Source organism: Arthrobacter sp. 210 2 (assembly GCF_059093025.1).
The window spans coordinates 53,071-69,833 of record NZ_JBNHIE010000003.1 but is presented as its reverse complement, the minus strand read 5'-3'; the positions used below and the strand labels follow the sequence as shown (position 1 = coordinate 69,833).

Sequence of the window (16,763 nt, the reverse complement as noted above, 5' to 3'; positions counted from 1 at the left end):
CTGATGGTATTGAGTGGCGGCCGCGACGTGGAATACAACGGCCTGCAGGGCCGGCTGTACGCTTCCGCCGGGCCTGCGGGCGCTGCGCCGCGGACCGGTGCGAGGCCCGCCTACGTGCTGCTCCATGGCATCGGGGTCTCCCACCGCTACCTTGCCCGGCTGCACCTGGAACTGGCCAAGGGCGCGGACGTCTACTCCTTCGACCTGCCGGGATTTGGTGCGTCGACGCGTCCCCGGCGGCAGCTGCAGGTGGCTGACTTCGCCGCGTTCGTGAGCGGCGTCCTCACTGAAGCAGGGGTCCGGAGTGTTGTGCCGGTGGGCCATTCGATGGGCGCCCAGTTCGCGGTGGAGATGGCACTTCAGGCACCGGACCTGGTGGCCGGGGCAGTCCTGATGGGCCCCGTGGTGGACACAGCCCGGAAGTCGGTGGCTGCGCAGGCGCTGGCGCTCACCCGCGACGCACTGTTCAGTGAATCGCTGATTTCCAACATCATCGTGTTCGGTGACTATTTCCGCGCAGGCCCGCGGTGGTACCTGACGGAGCTGCCGGTGATGATGGAGTACCCGCTGGAGGAGAAACTGGCCGCGGTCCACCAGCCGGTGCTGGTGCTGCGCGGCGGCAAGGACCCCATCGCCCGCCGCCCGTGGTGTGACACGCTGGCTGCGGCCGCTCCACAGGGCACGGTGGCGGAGATTCCGGGGCAGGGCCACGTCGTCCAGTACACCGCGCCGGAGACCGCCGCCGAAACAATCAGCGGCTGGGTCCGGGCGGTGGACGGGTTCGGCGTCACGGCCTGATGGCCGCGCTGGCGGTTTAGAGCCCGAGTTCTTCCAGGACCGGCAGTTTCTCCCGGACCCAGGCCCGGGCCTCGGTGGCGCTCGGTGCGGACAGCGCCAGCTTGGCCAGCTGCTGAGCCTCGGAAAGCGTCACCGTCTTCAGGACCGCGGCGACGGCCGCGAGGGAACGGGCGGTCATGGACAGGGTGGCCACGCCCAACCCGGTAAGGACGACGGCGAGGGCGGGGTCGGCCGCGGCCTCACCACAGACGCCCACGGGTTTGTTGTTGCCTTCCGCACGGGACCCTTCAACGGTCAGCCCCACCAGGCGCAGGACGGCAGGCTGCCACGGCGTGTTCAGGTTGGCGAGGGGGCCAAGCTGGCGGTCCGCCGCCATGGCGTACTGCGTGAGGTCGTTGGTGCCCAGGCTGGCGAAGCCCACTTCCCGGAGGATCGCTTCCGCGGTCAGGGCTGCGGAGGGAACCTCCACCATCACCCCGGGAGTCTTGATGCCGGCGTCCGCGCACATCGAGGCGAAGCGCGCGGCTTCCTCGGCGGTGGAGATCATGGGTGCCATCACCCACACGTCCGCCTCGGACTGCTTCTCCGCCAATGCGATCGCTTCCAGCTGGCGGTCCAGCACGCCGGGCGTGGTGAAGTCCGTGCGGTAGCCGCGGACACCCAGGGCAGGGTTGGGCTCCGTGGAGTCGGTCAGGAACGGCAGCGGCTTGTCCGCGCCGGCGTCGAGCGTGCGCAGGACCACTTTCTTGCCCGGGAAGGCATCAAAGACCTTCTTGTAGGCGAGGGCCTGCTCTTCAACGCTGGGTTCGGTGTCCCGTTCCAGGAAGCAGAACTCGGTGCGGAACAGCCCCACGCCCTGGGCGCCAAGTTTGGCGGCCGCCTCGGCATCCTTGCCGCCGCCCACGTTGGCGAGCAGCGGGACCAGGTGGCCGTCCGCCGTCGCTCCCGTGCCGCTGAACTCGGCCAGCAGGGAAGCCGTGGCCGCCCAGGCCTCTGCTGCAGCGCGAAGGGGCTCGTCAGGCTCGGAAGTCACAGCCCCGGCTGCGCCGTCCAAGTACACTTCCGTGCCGTCCGGGAGTTCATCCACGCCGACTGCGGCCACAACGGCGGGCAGGCCGAGGGACCGGGCGATGATGGCGGTGTGAGACTGCGGGCCGCCGCCTGCGGTGACAAGGGCCAGGACCTTGTTCGTGTCCAAGGTGGCGGTGTCGGCCGGCGCCAGGTCCTCGGCCACCAGGATGAAGGGGTTGTTGGAGGCCGGGATGCCCGGCGCGGGCACACCGCGCAGTTCGGCGACTATCCGGGCGCGGACGTCCAGGACGTCGGTGGCGCGCTCGGCCATGTAGCCGCCGAGGTTGTGAAGCATTTCGGAAACGGAGGAACCGGACTCCCAGATGGCACGCTCCGCGGACGTCCCGCGGGCAACAAGCTTGGCCGCACCCTTGATTAGCATGGTGTCCTTGGCCATCAGTGCCGTGGCTTCCAGGACCGCCTTGCCGTCACCCGTGGCGTGGGCCGCACGGGCCTTCAGTTCGTCGTGAACGGCCTGGGAGGCCGCTTTCAGTGCTGCGGTAGCTTCCTCTGGCGTGGTGCCTGCCGGGAGCTGTTCGCCGGCGGGAGGTTCGCTGATCGGTTTGGGCATCTGGCGGATGGTGCCGATGACGCGGCCTGGGCTGACGCCTACTCCTGGGAAGTTCTGCACTGAAGGTCCTCATTCTCTGCCGGTAGCCAGGCGCGTCAGGATAACCGGCGCCGTGCCGGGTCCACCAGGGACTGCTACGTCCGGAGGCGGGAAACGTGCCTGAAAAAATTGTATGTGATTCAGTTCATATAGCAATGCTATAGGTGCTAGGGTAGCGGTTATGAGTTTGGATGGCCAGCTTCCCCCCAAGATGCGGCTGCTGCGTGCTGCCGCGGAGCTGCTTGCCAACTCCGGGGGAGCAGCCGTCTCCACCCGCCAGATCACGCAGCTGGCGGGGGTTACAGCTCCCACTCTGTACCACCACTTCGGTGACAAGGAAGGTCTTTTCGACGCCGTCGTCGCCGCGGGATTCGAAGAATATGTCGCGGGCGAAAGGGATTTCGCCCCCTCCGGACAGCCGCTCGAGGATATCCGGAGAATGTGGGACAACCACGTCCAGTTCGGGCTCAACCAGCCGGAGCTGTACCTGGTGATGTTCGGCAACATCCGCCCGGAAAGCCGCCCCGCCATCGTTGCCGATGCCGAGGCGCTGATGGAGGAGATGCTGAACAAGGCAGCGGCGGCGGGCCAGCTGAACGTCCAGCCACGGGAAGCGGCCAGGTCCATCCTGGCGGCCAACGTGGGCGTGACGCTGATGCTGATTGCGGAGCCCGCCAGCGAACGGAACCTCGAACTGTCCACCATGACCCGGGACGCCATGATTTTCGCGGTGTCCGCCGAGCCCGCCAGCGGCACGGCCCCGGGTGACACCGGGAAATCCTCGGTGGTGGTGGCTGCGATCGCCCTGAACGCCGCACTTCAGGCCTCGCACTCAGACCAGCTCTCCAGCTCGGAACTCAAACTCTTCCTCGAATGGCTGCACCGGATCTCCACCAGCCCGGCGTGAGCCAGCACCACTTTGGCGGTACCCCCGTTCCACCAGCAGTACGTCGTCGTAATCAACGGACCATCCTGCGGAGCAGCAGGAATGACGGTTAGGAAATCACATGGCAACAGAGACAGTTGCAAAACCCCGCACCAGCATGCGGGTTGGCGTCCAGAAATTCGGGACGTTCCTGTCCGGAATGATCATGCCCAACATCGGCGCCTTCATCGCCTGGGGCATCATCACGGCCCTCTTCATCGAAAAGGGCTGGCTGCCGGTTCCCCAACTGGGTGGCTTCGGCGAGACGGACGGTGTGAAGAACATCGGCCTTGTGGGGCCGATGATCACGTACCTGCTGCCGCTCCTGATCGGCTACACCGGCGGCAAGATGGTCTATGACGTCCGTGGCGGCGTGGTGGGTGCCATCGGCACCATGGGCGTGATTGTTGGCGCCGGCATCCCGATGTTCATCGGCGCCATGATCATGGGCCCGCTGGGCGGCTGGACCATGAAGAAGATCGACTCGATCTGGGACGGCAAGATCCGCCCCGGCTTCGAGATGCTGGTCAACAACTTCTCCGCCGGTATCTGGGGCGCGCTGCTGGCCATGCTTGGCTTCTACGCGATTGCGCCGGTGGTGTCCGCCTTCAGCGCCGGGGCCGGGAACGTGGTGCAGTTCCTGGTGAACAACGGCCTGCTCCCGTTGACCAGCATCTTTATCGAACCGGCCAAGGTGCTGTTCCTCAACAACGCCATTAACCATGGCGTGCTGACGCCGCTCGGAGTGCAGCAGTCCCTGGAGCAGGGCAAGTCCATCCTGTTCCTGCTGGAGGCCAACCCCGGTCCGGGCCTGGGCATCCTGCTTGCGTACATGTTCTTCGGCCGCGGCGCCGCCAAGGCCTCCGCTCCGGGTGCCGCGATCATCCACTTCTTCGGCGGCATCCACGAAATCTACTTCCCGTACGTGCTGATGCGTCCGCTGCTCATCCTGGCGGCCATTGCCGGCGGCATGACGGGCATCGCCACGCTCGCGATCACCAACTCCGGCCTGGTGGCGCCTGCCGCGCCGGGTTCCATTTTCGCGGTGCTCGCCCAGACCTCCCGGGACAGCTACGTGGGCGTGATCCTGGCGGTCCTGCTTGCCACGGCGGCGTCTTTCCTGGTGGCCTCGGTCATCATGAAGACCACCAAGCACAGCGATGAGGTTGACCTGAATGATGCCACCTCGCGCATGGAGCAGATGAAGGGCAAGAAGAGCTCCGTTGCTTCCACCCTCACGGGTGCCGGCGCAGGTGCTGCCGCCGGCGGCGGCGTGGGCGTGCTCGCCGGACCGGTGCGGAACATCGTGTTCGCGTGCGACGCCGGCATGGGCTCCAGTGCCATGGGCGCCTCGGTGCTGCGGAACAAGATCAAGGCGGCCGGCTTCCCCGACGTCAAGGTCACCAACGCCTCCATCGCCAACCTCAACGACACCTACGACGTGGTGGTTACGCATCAGGACCTGACCGAACGCGCCAAGCCCGCTACTTCAAGCGCCGTGCACTACTCCGTTGACAACTTCATGAACAGCCCCCGCTACGACGAAATCGTGGAGCTGGTCAGGGGGAGCAACACCGGCGGCGCCGCGGCCACCGAAGGGCAGGACGCCGGCGCGGGAACGCCCGGCGGAGCCTCCGCATCCGGCCCCGCAACGGCGGTAGCGGCAGGAACGGCAGCGGGCGGAACCGCTGCCGGCACCGCCGAAACCCAGGCAGCGGGCAGTTCCGAAATCCTCGCCCGCGAGAGCGTGATCCTCACCGGCTCAGCCACCACCAGGGACGCCGCCATTGACGAAGCCGGACGGCTCCTGCTGGCCCGCGGCGCAGTGGATGAAGGCTACATCGCGGCCATGCACGAACGCGAGGAATCGGTGTCCACCTACATGGGCAGCTACCTCGCCATCCCGCACGGGACCAACGCAGCGAAGGACCACATCCGCAAGTCCGCGGTGTCGGTGATCCGCTACCCCGAGGGCATCGACTGGAACGGCAAGCAGGTCAAATTCGTGGTGGGTGTCGCCGGCATCAACAACGAACACCTGCACATCCTGTCCTCCATCGCGAAGGTCTTCACCAACAAGGAACAGGTGGCCCGGCTGGAGGCTGCCACGTCCGAGGACGAAGTCCTGGAGCTCTTCGGAAAGGTCAACGCATAGTGAAGGCAGTACATTTTGGTGCCGGAAACATCGGCCGCGGCTTCGTGGGCCTGCTCCTGCATGACGCCGGCTACGAGGTGGTGTTCGCGGACGTCGCGGACGCCCTGATCGGGCAGCTGGCGGCGGCGGACAGCTACGCGGTCCACGAAGTGGGGGAGAACCCCGCGGTGCGGACGGTCAGCAACTTCCGGGCGCTGAACTCCAACACCCAGGAAGCGGAGCTCGTCAAAGAGATCGCGACGGCGGACATCGTCACCACCGCGGTGGGCCCGCACGTCCTGAAGTTCGTGGCGCCCGTGATCGCCCGGGGCATCGTTGCAAGGGGCGCGGAACTCGCTCCGCTGCAGGTCATGGCCTGCGAGAACGCGATCAACGCCACGGACATCCTGGCCAAGGAAGTGGCTTCCCAGCCGGGGGCCGCCGCCGGGGCGCTGGACGGCAAGGCAGTGTTCGCCAACACTGCGGTGGACCGGATCGTCCCCAACCAGGAAGCCGGCCAGGGCCTGGATGTCACCGTGGAGACGTTCTACGAGTGGGTCATCGACCGGACAGCGTTCCAGGGGGCGGCGCCGGTGATTCCGGGTGCCACCTTCGTGGACGAGCTCTCGCCGTACATTGAGCGGAAGCTGTTCACGGTGAACACCGGGCACGCCTCTGCCGCCTACTTCGGGTTCGAGGCCGGACTGGAAAAGATCTCCGATGCCATGGCGGACCAGGATGTAGCCGAGGACGTCCGGGCGGTGCTGGAGGAGACCAAGCAGCTGCTGGTGTCCAAGCACGGTTTCAGCAACGACGAGCAGGAAGCCTACGTCCAGAAGATCCTGGTCCGGTTCTCCAATCCGTATCTGCCGGACACGGTGAACCGGGTGGGCCGGGCACCCCTGAGGAAACTCAGCAGGCACGAGCGGTTCATCGGGCCCGCCGCCGAGCTCGCCGAACGCGGCGTAGTACCTGAGGCGCTCCTCGGTGCGATCGCCGCGGCGCTGCGCTTCAACGACCCCGCGGACGTCGAGGTGACGGAGCTGGCTGCCATCCTCGCCTCGGCCGGCGCGGCGGACGCAACCGCCAGGATCACGGGCCTGGAGCCCGGCCACCCGCTGTTCAACGCCGTCTCCACCCTGGTGGAGGAGCGGCAGGCAGAGGTGGCGCGCACCCCCGTCTGAGCCAAGGTCCCACTCCACGACGCACTGCACAAGGACGACGCCGGCACTTTCCCAGGTGCCGGCGTCGTCCTGTGTGATGTCCCCCACTTTGGCCCCAATCCGCCCTTCTCATTTTGAAGTTAGCCTTTCCTTACTTATAGGCTCAGCCCTATTAGGCAACAGAGTTGTGACGTATTACCTGAGTGGAGAAAAAACGTGAAGAAGAAGCTGTCGAGCTACCTGGGGGCACTGGCTGCGGGAGCAGCTCTTTTGACCGTGACCGCGTGCGGCGGAAGCGCGACCGCCACGCCCGCTGAGGAAGCCGCCACCATCACCGTGGAGCACGCGCAGGGCAGCACCGCCGACGTGCCGGTCAACCCGGAGAAGGTCTTCACCTTCGACCTTGGTGTGCTGGACACCCTCGACGCGCTGGGCGTGGAGCCTGCAGGCGTTCCCGAAGCGCAGTACCCGGAGGCCCTGTCCAAGTACTCGGACGCCAAGTACACCAAGATCGGCTCGGTCAAGGAACCGGACTTCGAAGCCGTCAGCGCCGGCGACCCGGACCTCATCATCATCTCCGGCCGCACCGCCGGGGCATATGAGGAACTGAGCAAGATCGCCCCCACCATCGACCTGTCCATCGATGCGGCCAACCCGATGGAAAGCTTCAAGACGCAGGCCCAAAAGCTTGGAACCATCTTCGACAAGTCCGCCGAAGTGGAAGAGCAGCTCGCGGCCGTGGACGCCACCGTGTCCGAGACCAAGGCCAAGGCAGCGAATGCCGGCAAGGGCCTCATCGTCCTGACCTCGGGCGGCGAAGTGACCGCCTACGGCGCAGGCTCCCGGTTCGGCATCATCCACGACGTCCTGGGCGTACCGACGGCCGCTGACGTGAAGGTGGACGGCAGCCACGGTGAAGCCATCTCCTTCGAGTACATCAAGCAGGCCAACCCGGACATTCTCTACGTCATCAACCGCGACAGCGCCGTCGGTGCCGAGGCGTCTGCCGCCAACCCCATCCTCGACAACGAACTGGTGCAGTCAACCAACGCCGCCAGGAACAACAAGGTCATCAACCTGGACCCCATGGGCTGGTACGTCATCGGTTACGGGCTGAACAACGTCAAGGCAATGGTTGACGCCGTCGCCGAATCCGTGGCCTAAAGCCCGGCTCCTGAGCTAACACGCCATGACCGCCACCGCCGTGCGCCCCGCCGCGCCGGCAACCCGCAGCCAGGCCCGCCACCATGCGGGCCTGGCTGCGGCCGCAGTTGCCGTTCTTTTCCTCGCCGCCGCCAGCATGTTCGTGGGCGTCAGCGACGTGTCACTTCCGGCACTGCTGGCCGCGGACCCGGCCACGGTGGAGATCTTCTGGGTTTCGCGGGTGCCGCGGACCCTCGCCGTGCTCCTGGCCGGGATGGCCGTTGCCGTTGCCGGGCTGATCATGCAGCTCATGGCCCGCAACCGCTTCGTGGAGCCGTCCACGGTGGGAACGGTCGAGTCCGCCACCCTCGGGATCCTGGTGGTAACAGTTTTTGCGCCTTCCGCTCCCGTGCTGGCCAAAATGCTGGTTGCCAGCGCTTTCGCCATGTTGGGCACGGCGCTGTTCCTGGCCATCCTGCGCCGGCTGCCGGCCCGCAACACCCTGCTCATCCCGCTGGTGGGCATCATGCTGGGCGGGGTCATCGCCGCCGTCACCACATTCTTCGCCTACCGCTACGACCTGCTGCAGACCCTGAGCAACTGGATGATCGGAGATTTCTCCGGCGTCCTCCGCGGACGGTACGAGCTGCTCTGGATCGTCGCCGTCCTGATGCTCGTGGGGCTGCTGGCCGCCGACCGGTTCACCGTGGCCGGCATGGGCCAGGACTTCACCACCAACCTGGGCCTGAACTATGCCCGCACCATGCGCCTGGGACTCGTCATCGTCTCGCTGATCTCCGCCGTCGTGGTCACCACGGTGGGCGCCGTGCCGTTCCTCGGCCTGGTGGTCCCCAACATCGTGTCCCTCATCTTCGGCGACAACCTCCGCCGCGCGGTTCCCTGGACCGCCCTGTTCGGCGCCGCCTTCGTGCTGGTCTGCGACATCATCGGCCGCACCATCCGCTACCCCTACGAGGTCCCCGTGGGAATGGTCATGTCTGTGCTGGGCGCCATCCTCTTCCTCGTCCTGATCCTGAGGAAGCGCAATGCCTGAAGCGCTCGCCACCAAACCCCGCACGGCTCACAGCCCTGTCCCCAAGCCCACGCTCCGAACCCGCATCAGGAACGCCTCGCCGCGCCTGGTCCTGGGGATCCTGCTGGCGCTGACCGCCATCGTCGTCTGCTTCTTCCTGTTCTTCGAACTCAAAGGCAACGTGGGCTACATCCTCCCGCGCCGGGCCATCAAGGTGGCCGCCATGCTGCTGGTGGCCGTGGCTGTGGGCGTGTCCACGCTGCTGTTCCAGACGGTCACCGCCAACCGGATCCTCACGCCGTCCATCATGGGCTTCGATTCCCTGTACATCCTGATCCAGACGGTGCTGGCCTTCACCCTCGGGGCCGCGTCCGTGGTGGCAGCCCCGCCCACCCTTCAGTTCGCCGTCGAAGTGGTCTTGATGGTGGTGTTCAGCGCGCTGCTGTACCGCTGGATGTTCACCGGAGCAACACGTTCCCTGCACCTGCTCCTGCTGGTGGGCGTCATCCTGGGCAGCCTGTTCCGCGGCTTTTCCTCGCTGCTGCAGCGGCTCATGGAGCCCAGCGAATTCATCATCCTCCAGGACCTGTTTTTCGCATCCTTCAACAACGTTGACCCGGCACTGCTGGGCGTCTCCGCGGGGATCATCGCCGCCGTCTGCGCAGCGGTATGGCGCGGACGGCACACCCTGGACGTCCTGGCGCTCGGCCGGGAGGTGGCCATCAACGTGGGCGTGGACCACCGCCGGGCGGTCATGCTGGTCCTGCTGGGCTGTTCGCTGCTGGTGGCCGTGTCCACCGCGCTGGTGGGGCCGGTGACCTTCTTCGGCCTCCTGGTGGTGAGCCTGGGCTACCAGCTGTGCCGCGGGTTCAGCCACACCTGGCTGCTGCCCATCGTTGTGCTCATCGGCGCCATTGCCCTGGTGGGCGGGCAACTGGTCCTGGAGAAGGTGTTCGGCTTCGGCACCGCCCTGAGCGTTGTCATCGAGTTCACCGGCGGCATCCTGTTTCTCTACCTCCTGCTGAAAGGCTCCCTGAAATGACCATCGCGGTCCGCAACGTCTCCAAGAGCTACGGCGGCCAGGCGGTCCTCGAGGACGTCAGCTGCACCATTCCGCAGGGCGGCATCACGTCGATCATCGGACCCAACGGCGCCGGGAAATCCACGCTCCTCTCGCTCATCAGCCGGCTGCAGCCGCTGGAGGAGGGCGCCGTGTCCGTGGCTGGGCTGGACATCGCCTCCACGGACAGCCGGGAGCTGGCCCGGACCATGGCCATCCTGCGGCAGGAGAACCACCTCACTATGCGCCTCACCGTGCGCGACCTGGTGGCCTTCGGCCGGTTCCCGCACTCAGGCGGCCGGCCCACCGTTGAGGACCTGGCCAAGGTGGAGGAGGCCATCGCCCACCTGGACCTGACACCCATGGCAGACAAGTTCGTGGACGAGCTCTCAGGCGGGCAGCGGCAACGGGCCTTCATCGCCATGGTGCTGGCCCAGGACACCCAGTACCTGCTCCTGGACGAACCGCTGAACAACCTGGACATGAAGCACTCGGTGGAAATGATGCGGCTCCTGCGCCGGCTGGCCGACGACCTGGGCAAGACCATCGTCCTGGTGGTCCACGACATCAACTTCGCGTCCTGCTACTCGGACACCATCCTGGCCATGAAGGACGGCCGGCTGGTCCACCAGGGCAGCCCCCGGCAGATCATGCAGCAGGCCATGCTCCGCGACGTTTACGACATCGACATCCGGATCGAGGAGATCGACGGGAACCGGATCGGCGTCTACTTCGCCTGACGCTCTCCGGCGTCGCTAGGCCTTGGCGGAACCCTTGGCTACGAACAGCGTCTCGGCCTGTTCCAGGGACATGCCGTTGGTCTCCGGCACCTTGAACATCACGAAGAAGAATGACGCCGCAGCGAACAACGCGTACATGGCGTAGGTCAGGGGAAGCGAACCGGCGGCCATTACCGGGAAGCTGAGCGTAATCGCGAAGTTCGCCACCCATTGGGCAGCCGCGGCCAGGCCCAGGGCGCGGGCACGGATCCTCGACGGGAAGATCTCGCCCAGGAGGACCCACACCAGCGGGCCCCACGAGGCGCCGAAGCTGACCACGAACACGTTTGCAGCCACCAGGGCAACGGGTCCCCACGGGCCCGGCAAAGAGATATCGGCACCGCTGCCAGTGGCCGATGCGAAAGCCAGGGCCATGGCACCCAGCGACACAGCCATGCCCACGGAACCTGCCAGCAGGATGGGCCGGCGCCCGATCCGGTCCACGAGGGCGATGGCGACAAGGGTGACCAGGATGTTGGTGACGGACGTGGCCACCGAGATGGTGAGCGAGTCCTGCTCCTGGAAGCCAACGGCCTTCCACAGGGTGGTGGAGTAGTAGAAGATCACGTTGATGCCCACGAACTGCTGCAGCACGGAGAGGATGATGCCCACCCAGACCACTGCCTGCAGGCCGAACGTCCTGCCGCGCAGCGAGCCCTTCTGGCCGGCGAGCTTGTCCTCTTCGATGGCCTCCCGGATTTCACGGATGTGCCGGTCCGTGTCCTCAGCGGGAGCAATCGAGTCAAAGACCTTGCGCGCTTCGTCCTCCTTGCCCAGGAACACCAGGAAGCGCGGCGATTCGGGGAGCGTGAACGCCACCCAGCCATAGACCAGGGCTGGCAGGGCGGCGGCCAGGAACATCCAGCGCCAGGCCTCGATGCCCAGCCAGAACGACTGGCCGGCACCGCCGGCGCTGGTAGCGAACAGGGCGTCGGACAGGAGCGCGGCGAAGATACCGGTGGTGATGGCCAGCTGCTGCAGCGATGCGAGGCGGCCGCGGACCTTGCGCGGCGAAATCTCGGAGATGTAGGCCGGAGCGATCACGGAGGCCAGGCCGATGCCCAGCCCGCCCACCAGGCGCCAGAAAATCAGGTCCCAGACGCTGAAGGCGAACCCGGTCCCCAGGGCGCTGACCAGGAAAAGCAGCGCGCCGAGCTTCATGGCGGGGATGCGCCCGTAGCGGTCGGCCACCTTGCCGGCGAGGTAGGCGCCGCCCGCGCAGCCCAGCAGGGCGATGGCGACGGCGAAGCCTGTGACAGCCTCGGACAGTGCGAATTCATCCTTCATGGCGTCCACAGCACCGTTGACCACGGACGAATCGAAGCCGAAGAGGAATCCGCCCACCGCCCCCGCGAGGGCCAGCCAGATCACCCGCTGCGGTATCCGGGCGGTCGTCTGCTCCTGTGCAGTGGGCATGGTTCTCCCTGGGTCTGGGGGTTTGATGGATGCGGTGCGGACGTCGTCGGCTGCGGTACCGGCCAGAAGGGCCGGCGCACACGCGCTAAACAGTGTGGCACGTCACCGGCCAGGGTTCCACTTGGGACCCTCCAGCCCCACAAGGCAAAACGACGACGGCGGATGGGCCGCCGTCGTCGTCTGTCCTTGGTTGCCGCCCCGGTAAGGGGTGGCGGGCGTCAGTGGGCTGCCACCGGTTCCTTGGCCGCGTTCTGGTCCGTCAGCTTCTTGTTGGGCAGCGCGAAGCTGATGAGGAAGGCGATGCCGGTCAGCGCGGCGGCCGTGAACATGACCACGTCGATGGAATAGGCAAAGCCTTCGGTGATGGGCCGCGTCAGGACGCTGTTGGCGGTGTGCAGCCAGCTGGTGTCGTTGAGGGATTCGTTCGAGGCGCCGTTCTGGAAGAACTCGTAGAGCTTGGCGTTGGCCGGGTCTGCAGCGACGGCGGGGTCCTGGAGGACTGCCAGGTAGGCGGGATCGGTCATGGCGGATTTCATGCTGTCGGCGATCCGGCTGGCCGCCAGGCTGAACAGCAGCGAGATGAACACGGCCGTCCCCACGGCGCCGCCCATGGAGCGGAAGAACGCCGCGGAGGACGTTCCCACGCCCATGTCACGCGGCGGGACCGAGGTCTGCATCGCAAGGGTAAGCGGCTGCATGCAGAAACCCAGGCCCATGCCGAAGAAGACCGCGATGACGCCCGGAACCCACAGTCCGGTATCCACGTGCAGCGACAGTCCCATGACCAGCGCTGCCGCCGTGAGGATGCCGGTCCCCATGATGGGGAAGATCCGGTAGGTGCCCGATGCCGAGATGGTCCGGCCGGCCGTGATGGACCCGGTGAGGATGCCCACGGTGAAGGTGATCATCATGAGGCCGGCCTCGGTGGGCGTGAGTCCCTTCACCAGCTGGAGGTACAGGGGCAGCATGGCAATGGCACCGAACATGCCGATGCCGATGATGAAGTTCAGCAGCGAGGACAGCCCGAAAGTGGTGTTCCGGAAAAGCCGCAGGGGGATCAGGGCATAGTCGCCCGCGCGCTTCTCGGCCAGCAGGAACCAGACGATGCCCGCCACGCCCAGCCCGTAGCAGAGGAAAGAGTTCAGGGATGTCCAGCCCCAGCTGCGGCCCTGCTCGGCCACCAGCAGGAGCGGAACGATCGCCAGGGTGATGGCGGCCGCGCCCCAGTAATCGATCTTCTGCTTGACGTGCTTCGCGGGCAGGTGGAGGAACAGGAAGACTACGGCCAGTGCGGCCAGGCCGATGGGCAGGTTGATGAAGAACACCCAGCGCCAGCCGTCGAAACCCAGGATGTTGGCGGATCCTGCGAACGCGCCGCCCACCACCGGGCCCAGCACCGAGGAGATGCCGAACACGCTCATGAAGTAGCCCTGGTATTTCGCCCGGTCCTTGAGCGAGACGATGTCGCCGATGATGGTCAGCGCCAGTGCCAGCAGTCCGCCGGCGCCCAGGCCCTGGACGCCGCGGGCGAACGCCAGTTCGGTCATGGAGTTGACCGAGCCGGCATAGAGCGAGCCCACCAGGAAGATGGCGATCGCGGTGAGGTACAGGGGCCGGCGGCCAAAGATGTCGCTCAACTTGCCGTACAGCGGCGTGCTGACGGTTGAGGTGATGAGGTACGCGGTGGTGGCCCAGGCCTGGAGTGACAGCCCGTCCAGGTCGTTGGCAATGGTGTAGATGGACGTGGACACGATGGTCTGGTCCAGCGACGCCAGGAACATGCCCAGCATCAGTCCCCCCATCACGGTGACAATCTGGCGCTGCGTCAGCGCTTCTCCGGCGGCGCGCGCCGTGGGGGTTTTGGACATGCAGGACTCCAGGGGAAGGAAGTAGGAAAAGCGTAGGATAGTTGCTTTCAGTAACTATCCTACGCCCGCTTCTTATTCCCCGTCCCGACGAACTTTTTTGGTGGCGCCCCGTCAGCGCTCGACGAGGATGCCGTCAGGGTCGCACCAGATCATGGCTCCGGTCCGGATGGTCACGCTGTCGATCACCACGTCAACGTCCACTTCACCGGCGCTCGCCTTGGCACTCTTCTTCGGGTTGCTGCCCAAGGCTTTCACGCCGAGGTCCATTCCCGCGATCGCTTCACGGTCCCGGATGGCTCCGTTGATAACGACGCCGGCCCAGCCGTTGGCCACGGCGCTTTCGGCAATCATGTCCCCCATTAGGGCTGTCCCCAGCGAGCCGCCGCCGTCCACTACCAGCACGTTGCCGTTGCCCGGTGTGGCCAGGGTGGACTTCACCAGGCCGTTGTCCTGGAAGCAGCGGATGGTCCGGACGGGCCCGCTGAAGTGGGAACGCCCGCCGAGGGACTGGAACTGCAGTGAGACTGATGCCAGTTCGTCGCCGCGCTCGTCGTAGAGGTCGGCGGTGTTGACGGCGGTGCTTTCCGCTGGAGTGGACGCTGCGCTCATGGTTCTCCTCAGTGCTTGGGCTGACGTTGCAGAGTGCTATTCCGCCATCGGACACGGCGGAGTGGTACCGCCCACGATAGTCTGATCCCGTCGCCTATCAGCCGTCCCCGGGGAGCACGTCATGAGCCTGTCAGATACTCCCGCACCGCTGGATCAGGGAGCCGGGGCGCAGGGTACGACGGCGGCGCTCGCCGAGCCGACGCAAAAGGTCACCGCGCGCTGGGTCGCCGGGCTGGTGCTGGTCAACGTGGGCATCAACGCCGCCTTCTTCGGGCCCATAAATATCTTTATCGCCGAGCAGGCCATTGGCATCGACGAAACAAACAAGGAAGCCATCGCCTCCCTCGTACTTGGGTGCGGTGCCGCCGTATCCCTGGTGGCCAATCCGCTCTTCGGGGCGCTGTCTGACCGGACGGTCTCGGGTTTCGGCCGGCGTGCCCCTTGGGTGCTGGCCGGTGCCGTCCTGGCCGCGGCAGCATTGCTGGCGTTGTCCGGGGCCACGGCTGTTGCCCTGATGGTCCTGTTCTGGTGCCTGGTCCAGCTCGGCGCCAACGCGGCCTATGCGGCCATCACCGCCGCCATCCCGGACCGGGTGCCGGTGCTGCAGCGCGGCGGAGTGGGGGGACTTGCGGCCCTGGGTCAAACAGCGGGCATCCTCCTGGGCGCAGTCTTCGGGGCGGTGGTGTCGGGAAACTATATGGTGGGGTACGCCCTGTGTGCTGCCGCCCTGGTGTTCTCGGTGCTGCCGTACTTGTTCCACCGGAATGATCCGCCACTGCCCAGGGAGCTCCGGCCGGCTTTCTCATGGGGCAGTTTCCTGCGCGGCTTCTGGATCAGCCCGGCCCGTCATCCGGACTTCGCGTGGGCATGGCTCACCCGCTTCCTGGTTAACGTCTGCAACCAGCTGACCATTGTGTACCTGATCTTTTTCCTCAGGGACGTCCTCAAGCTTGAGAACCCGGCGCTGGGAGTCCTGATCCTGACCGGCATTTATGCGGCGTTGGTGATGGTTACTGCGGTGATCGCGGGGCCATGGAGCGACCGGCTAGGCCGGCGGAAGCCGTTTGTGATCGGATCCTCAGTCCTCATTGCCCTCGCGGGCCTCACTATGGCGTTTTTCCCGGTCTGGACCGGCGCCCTGGTTGGCGCCGCCATCCTCGGCGTGGGGTTCGGCGCCTACCAGGCCGTTGACTTTGCGCTGCTGACGCAGGTGCTGCCGCAGGCCGCCGACCGCGGCAAGGATATGGGGGTCATTAACGTGGCCGCCTCGCTGCCGCAGGTGTTCGCGACCGGCCTCGCGTTCCTCGCGGTGACGTACTTCGGGGGGTACTTCACGCTGTTCATTACTGCGGCTGTCATGGGCATCCTGGGTGCGGTGTTTGTGGTCAAAATCAAGGGCGTCCGCTAAGCCTCCCGGAGGGGAAGCTAAGCCCGCTGACTAATTACGGCACGCTACTGTGCCGTATAGTTGAACCGGACTGCAGGCGGTTCGGGATGGGGACGCTCCTGGCTGCTGCACCATAGGAACACAACCCCGGAATGCTGATGCCCGAGACCATTTCAGACCATCCGCCCATGGCCGCAAGGCCGTCCGCTCCGCGCCAGCGGCTCCGCTATACCCGCATCCTGGAGTCGGCTGCAGGGTTCGCCCGCAAGGGACTGGACTCGGTGGAACTCTCGGAAGTGGCGGCGAAAGCTGATGTGCCGCTGGGCACCCTTTACCGGTATTTTCCTTCCCCCACCCACCTCATGCTTGCCCTCTACCGCCAGCAGCTCGACGAACTGCAGGCCGGTTCGCGGGGCGCCTCGGCCCGCTTCCGCGGCCGGGCCCTGGCGGGGCTGGTGATGGAAATTTTCCACATGCGCGTCATGCAGCCGGCAGTGGAGCAGTGTCTGAGCCGCGGCGTCTATGTTCAGGACCGCGACACCACTGCGCTGCTGCGCGAGATCGACGCCCTCAGCGAGAAAGTAGTGGCCACCGCATCCGGGGACGCTGTTGCAGCGCGTGTTCTGCTGCTGACCGTCACTGGTCTGGTCCAGTCCGTCCGGAACCGCCGGCTGTCCCTCTTCGAAGCCGAAGAAGACCTCAAAAAGGCCTGCGCACGGCTTTCCCCCGGTGCCCAGGCAGGGTTCACACTCCATCAGACTGCGTAA

The 16,763-nt window shown here is 66.1% G+C and carries 14 protein-coding genes; 10 read left to right on the top strand and 4 right to left on the bottom strand.

The features are described from left to right. The first annotated feature begins 3 nt into the window (after nucleotides 1-3). The gene (locus AC5RWA_RS07590; protein ID WP_494057134.1) at nucleotides 4-798 is read left to right on the top strand and encodes an alpha/beta fold hydrolase; all 795 of its coding nucleotides are present in this window, start codon (nucleotides 4-6) and stop codon (nucleotides 796-798) included. Between the two features lie 16 nt (nucleotides 799-814). Here the strand turns inward: AC5RWA_RS07590 and ptsP are convergent, their stop codons facing one another. After that, on the bottom strand, nucleotides 815-2,500 hold the full coding sequence (ptsP, locus tag AC5RWA_RS07585; RefSeq protein WP_494057133.1) for a phosphoenolpyruvate--protein phosphotransferase: 1,686 nt from the start codon (nucleotides 2,498-2,500) through the stop codon (nucleotides 815-817). A gap of 160 nt (nucleotides 2,501-2,660) precedes the next feature. Between ptsP and AC5RWA_RS07580 the strand changes: the two genes are divergently transcribed. From AC5RWA_RS07580 to AC5RWA_RS07550, 7 genes are all read left to right on the top strand, one after another. Next, the gene (locus tag AC5RWA_RS07580; protein ID WP_079598008.1) at nucleotides 2,661-3,386 is read left to right on the top strand and encodes a TetR/AcrR family transcriptional regulator; all 726 of its coding nucleotides are present in this window, start codon (nucleotides 2,661-2,663) and stop codon (nucleotides 3,384-3,386) included. Nucleotides 3,387-3,486: 100 nt separating this feature from the next. Then, nucleotides 3,487-5,559 carry a PTS mannitol transporter subunit IICBA gene (locus AC5RWA_RS07575; RefSeq protein WP_494057132.1) on the top strand — a complete coding sequence of 691 codons (2,073 nt, stop codon included), beginning with the start codon at nucleotides 3,487-3,489 and terminating at the stop codon, nucleotides 5,557-5,559. Next, entirely contained in the window at nucleotides 5,559-6,722 is a 1,164-nt protein-coding gene (locus AC5RWA_RS07570) for a mannitol-1-phosphate 5-dehydrogenase (protein WP_494057131.1), read from the top strand. Before AC5RWA_RS07575 ends, AC5RWA_RS07570 begins: the two co-directional genes overlap by 1 nt. 195 nt (nucleotides 6,723-6,917) lie before the next feature. Beyond that, nucleotides 6,918-7,865 carry a siderophore ABC transporter substrate-binding protein gene (locus tag AC5RWA_RS07565; RefSeq protein ID WP_275727645.1) on the top strand — a complete coding sequence of 316 codons (948 nt, stop codon included), beginning with the start codon at nucleotides 6,918-6,920 and terminating at the stop codon, nucleotides 7,863-7,865. 25 nt (nucleotides 7,866-7,890) lie between these two features. Then, on the top strand, nucleotides 7,891-8,898 hold the full coding sequence (locus tag AC5RWA_RS07560) for an ABC transporter permease (RefSeq protein ID WP_494057130.1): 1,008 nt from the start codon (nucleotides 7,891-7,893) through the stop codon (nucleotides 8,896-8,898). Beyond that, nucleotides 8,891-9,919 carry an iron chelate uptake ABC transporter family permease subunit gene (locus AC5RWA_RS07555; RefSeq protein ID WP_494057129.1) on the top strand — a complete coding sequence of 343 codons (1,029 nt, stop codon included), beginning with the start codon at nucleotides 8,891-8,893 and terminating at the stop codon, nucleotides 9,917-9,919. Before AC5RWA_RS07560 ends, AC5RWA_RS07555 begins: the two co-directional genes overlap by 8 nt. Then, entirely contained in the window at nucleotides 9,916-10,677 is a 762-nt protein-coding gene (locus tag AC5RWA_RS07550; protein ID WP_079598002.1) for an iron ABC transporter ATP-binding protein, read from the top strand. The genes AC5RWA_RS07555 and AC5RWA_RS07550 overlap by 4 nt, the downstream gene beginning before the upstream one ends. 15 nt (nucleotides 10,678-10,692) lie before the next feature. On the opposite strand, the gene AC5RWA_RS07545 is transcribed toward AC5RWA_RS07550, so the two are convergent. From AC5RWA_RS07545 to rraA, 3 genes are all read right to left on the bottom strand, one after another. Then, on the bottom strand, nucleotides 10,693-12,132 hold the full coding sequence (locus AC5RWA_RS07545; protein ID WP_494057128.1) for a sugar porter family MFS transporter: 1,440 nt from the start codon (nucleotides 12,130-12,132) through the stop codon (nucleotides 10,693-10,695). Nucleotides 12,133-12,350: 218 nt separating this feature from the next. Next, nucleotides 12,351-14,000, bottom strand: coding sequence for an MDR family MFS transporter (locus AC5RWA_RS07540; RefSeq protein ID WP_494057127.1), 1,650 nt, complete (start codon nucleotides 13,998-14,000; stop codon nucleotides 12,351-12,353). Nucleotides 14,001-14,111: 111 nt separating this feature from the next. Then, nucleotides 14,112-14,609 carry a ribonuclease E activity regulator RraA gene (gene rraA / locus AC5RWA_RS07535; protein ID WP_494057126.1) on the bottom strand — a complete coding sequence of 166 codons (498 nt, stop codon included), beginning with the start codon at nucleotides 14,607-14,609 and terminating at the stop codon, nucleotides 14,112-14,114. Nucleotides 14,610-14,730: 121 nt separating this feature from the next. Here rraA and AC5RWA_RS07530 point away from each other — a divergent pair, with 121 nt between their 5' ends. Together AC5RWA_RS07530 and AC5RWA_RS07525 are read left to right on the top strand one after the other, a co-directional pair. Continuing rightward, entirely contained in the window at nucleotides 14,731-16,017 is a 1,287-nt protein-coding gene (locus AC5RWA_RS07530) for an MFS transporter (RefSeq protein WP_494057125.1), read from the top strand. Nucleotides 16,018-16,154: 137 nt separating this feature from the next. Further along, nucleotides 16,155-16,763, top strand: a complete 609-nt coding sequence (locus AC5RWA_RS07525) for a TetR/AcrR family transcriptional regulator (RefSeq protein ID WP_494057124.1) — start codon at nucleotides 16,155-16,157, stop codon at nucleotides 16,761-16,763.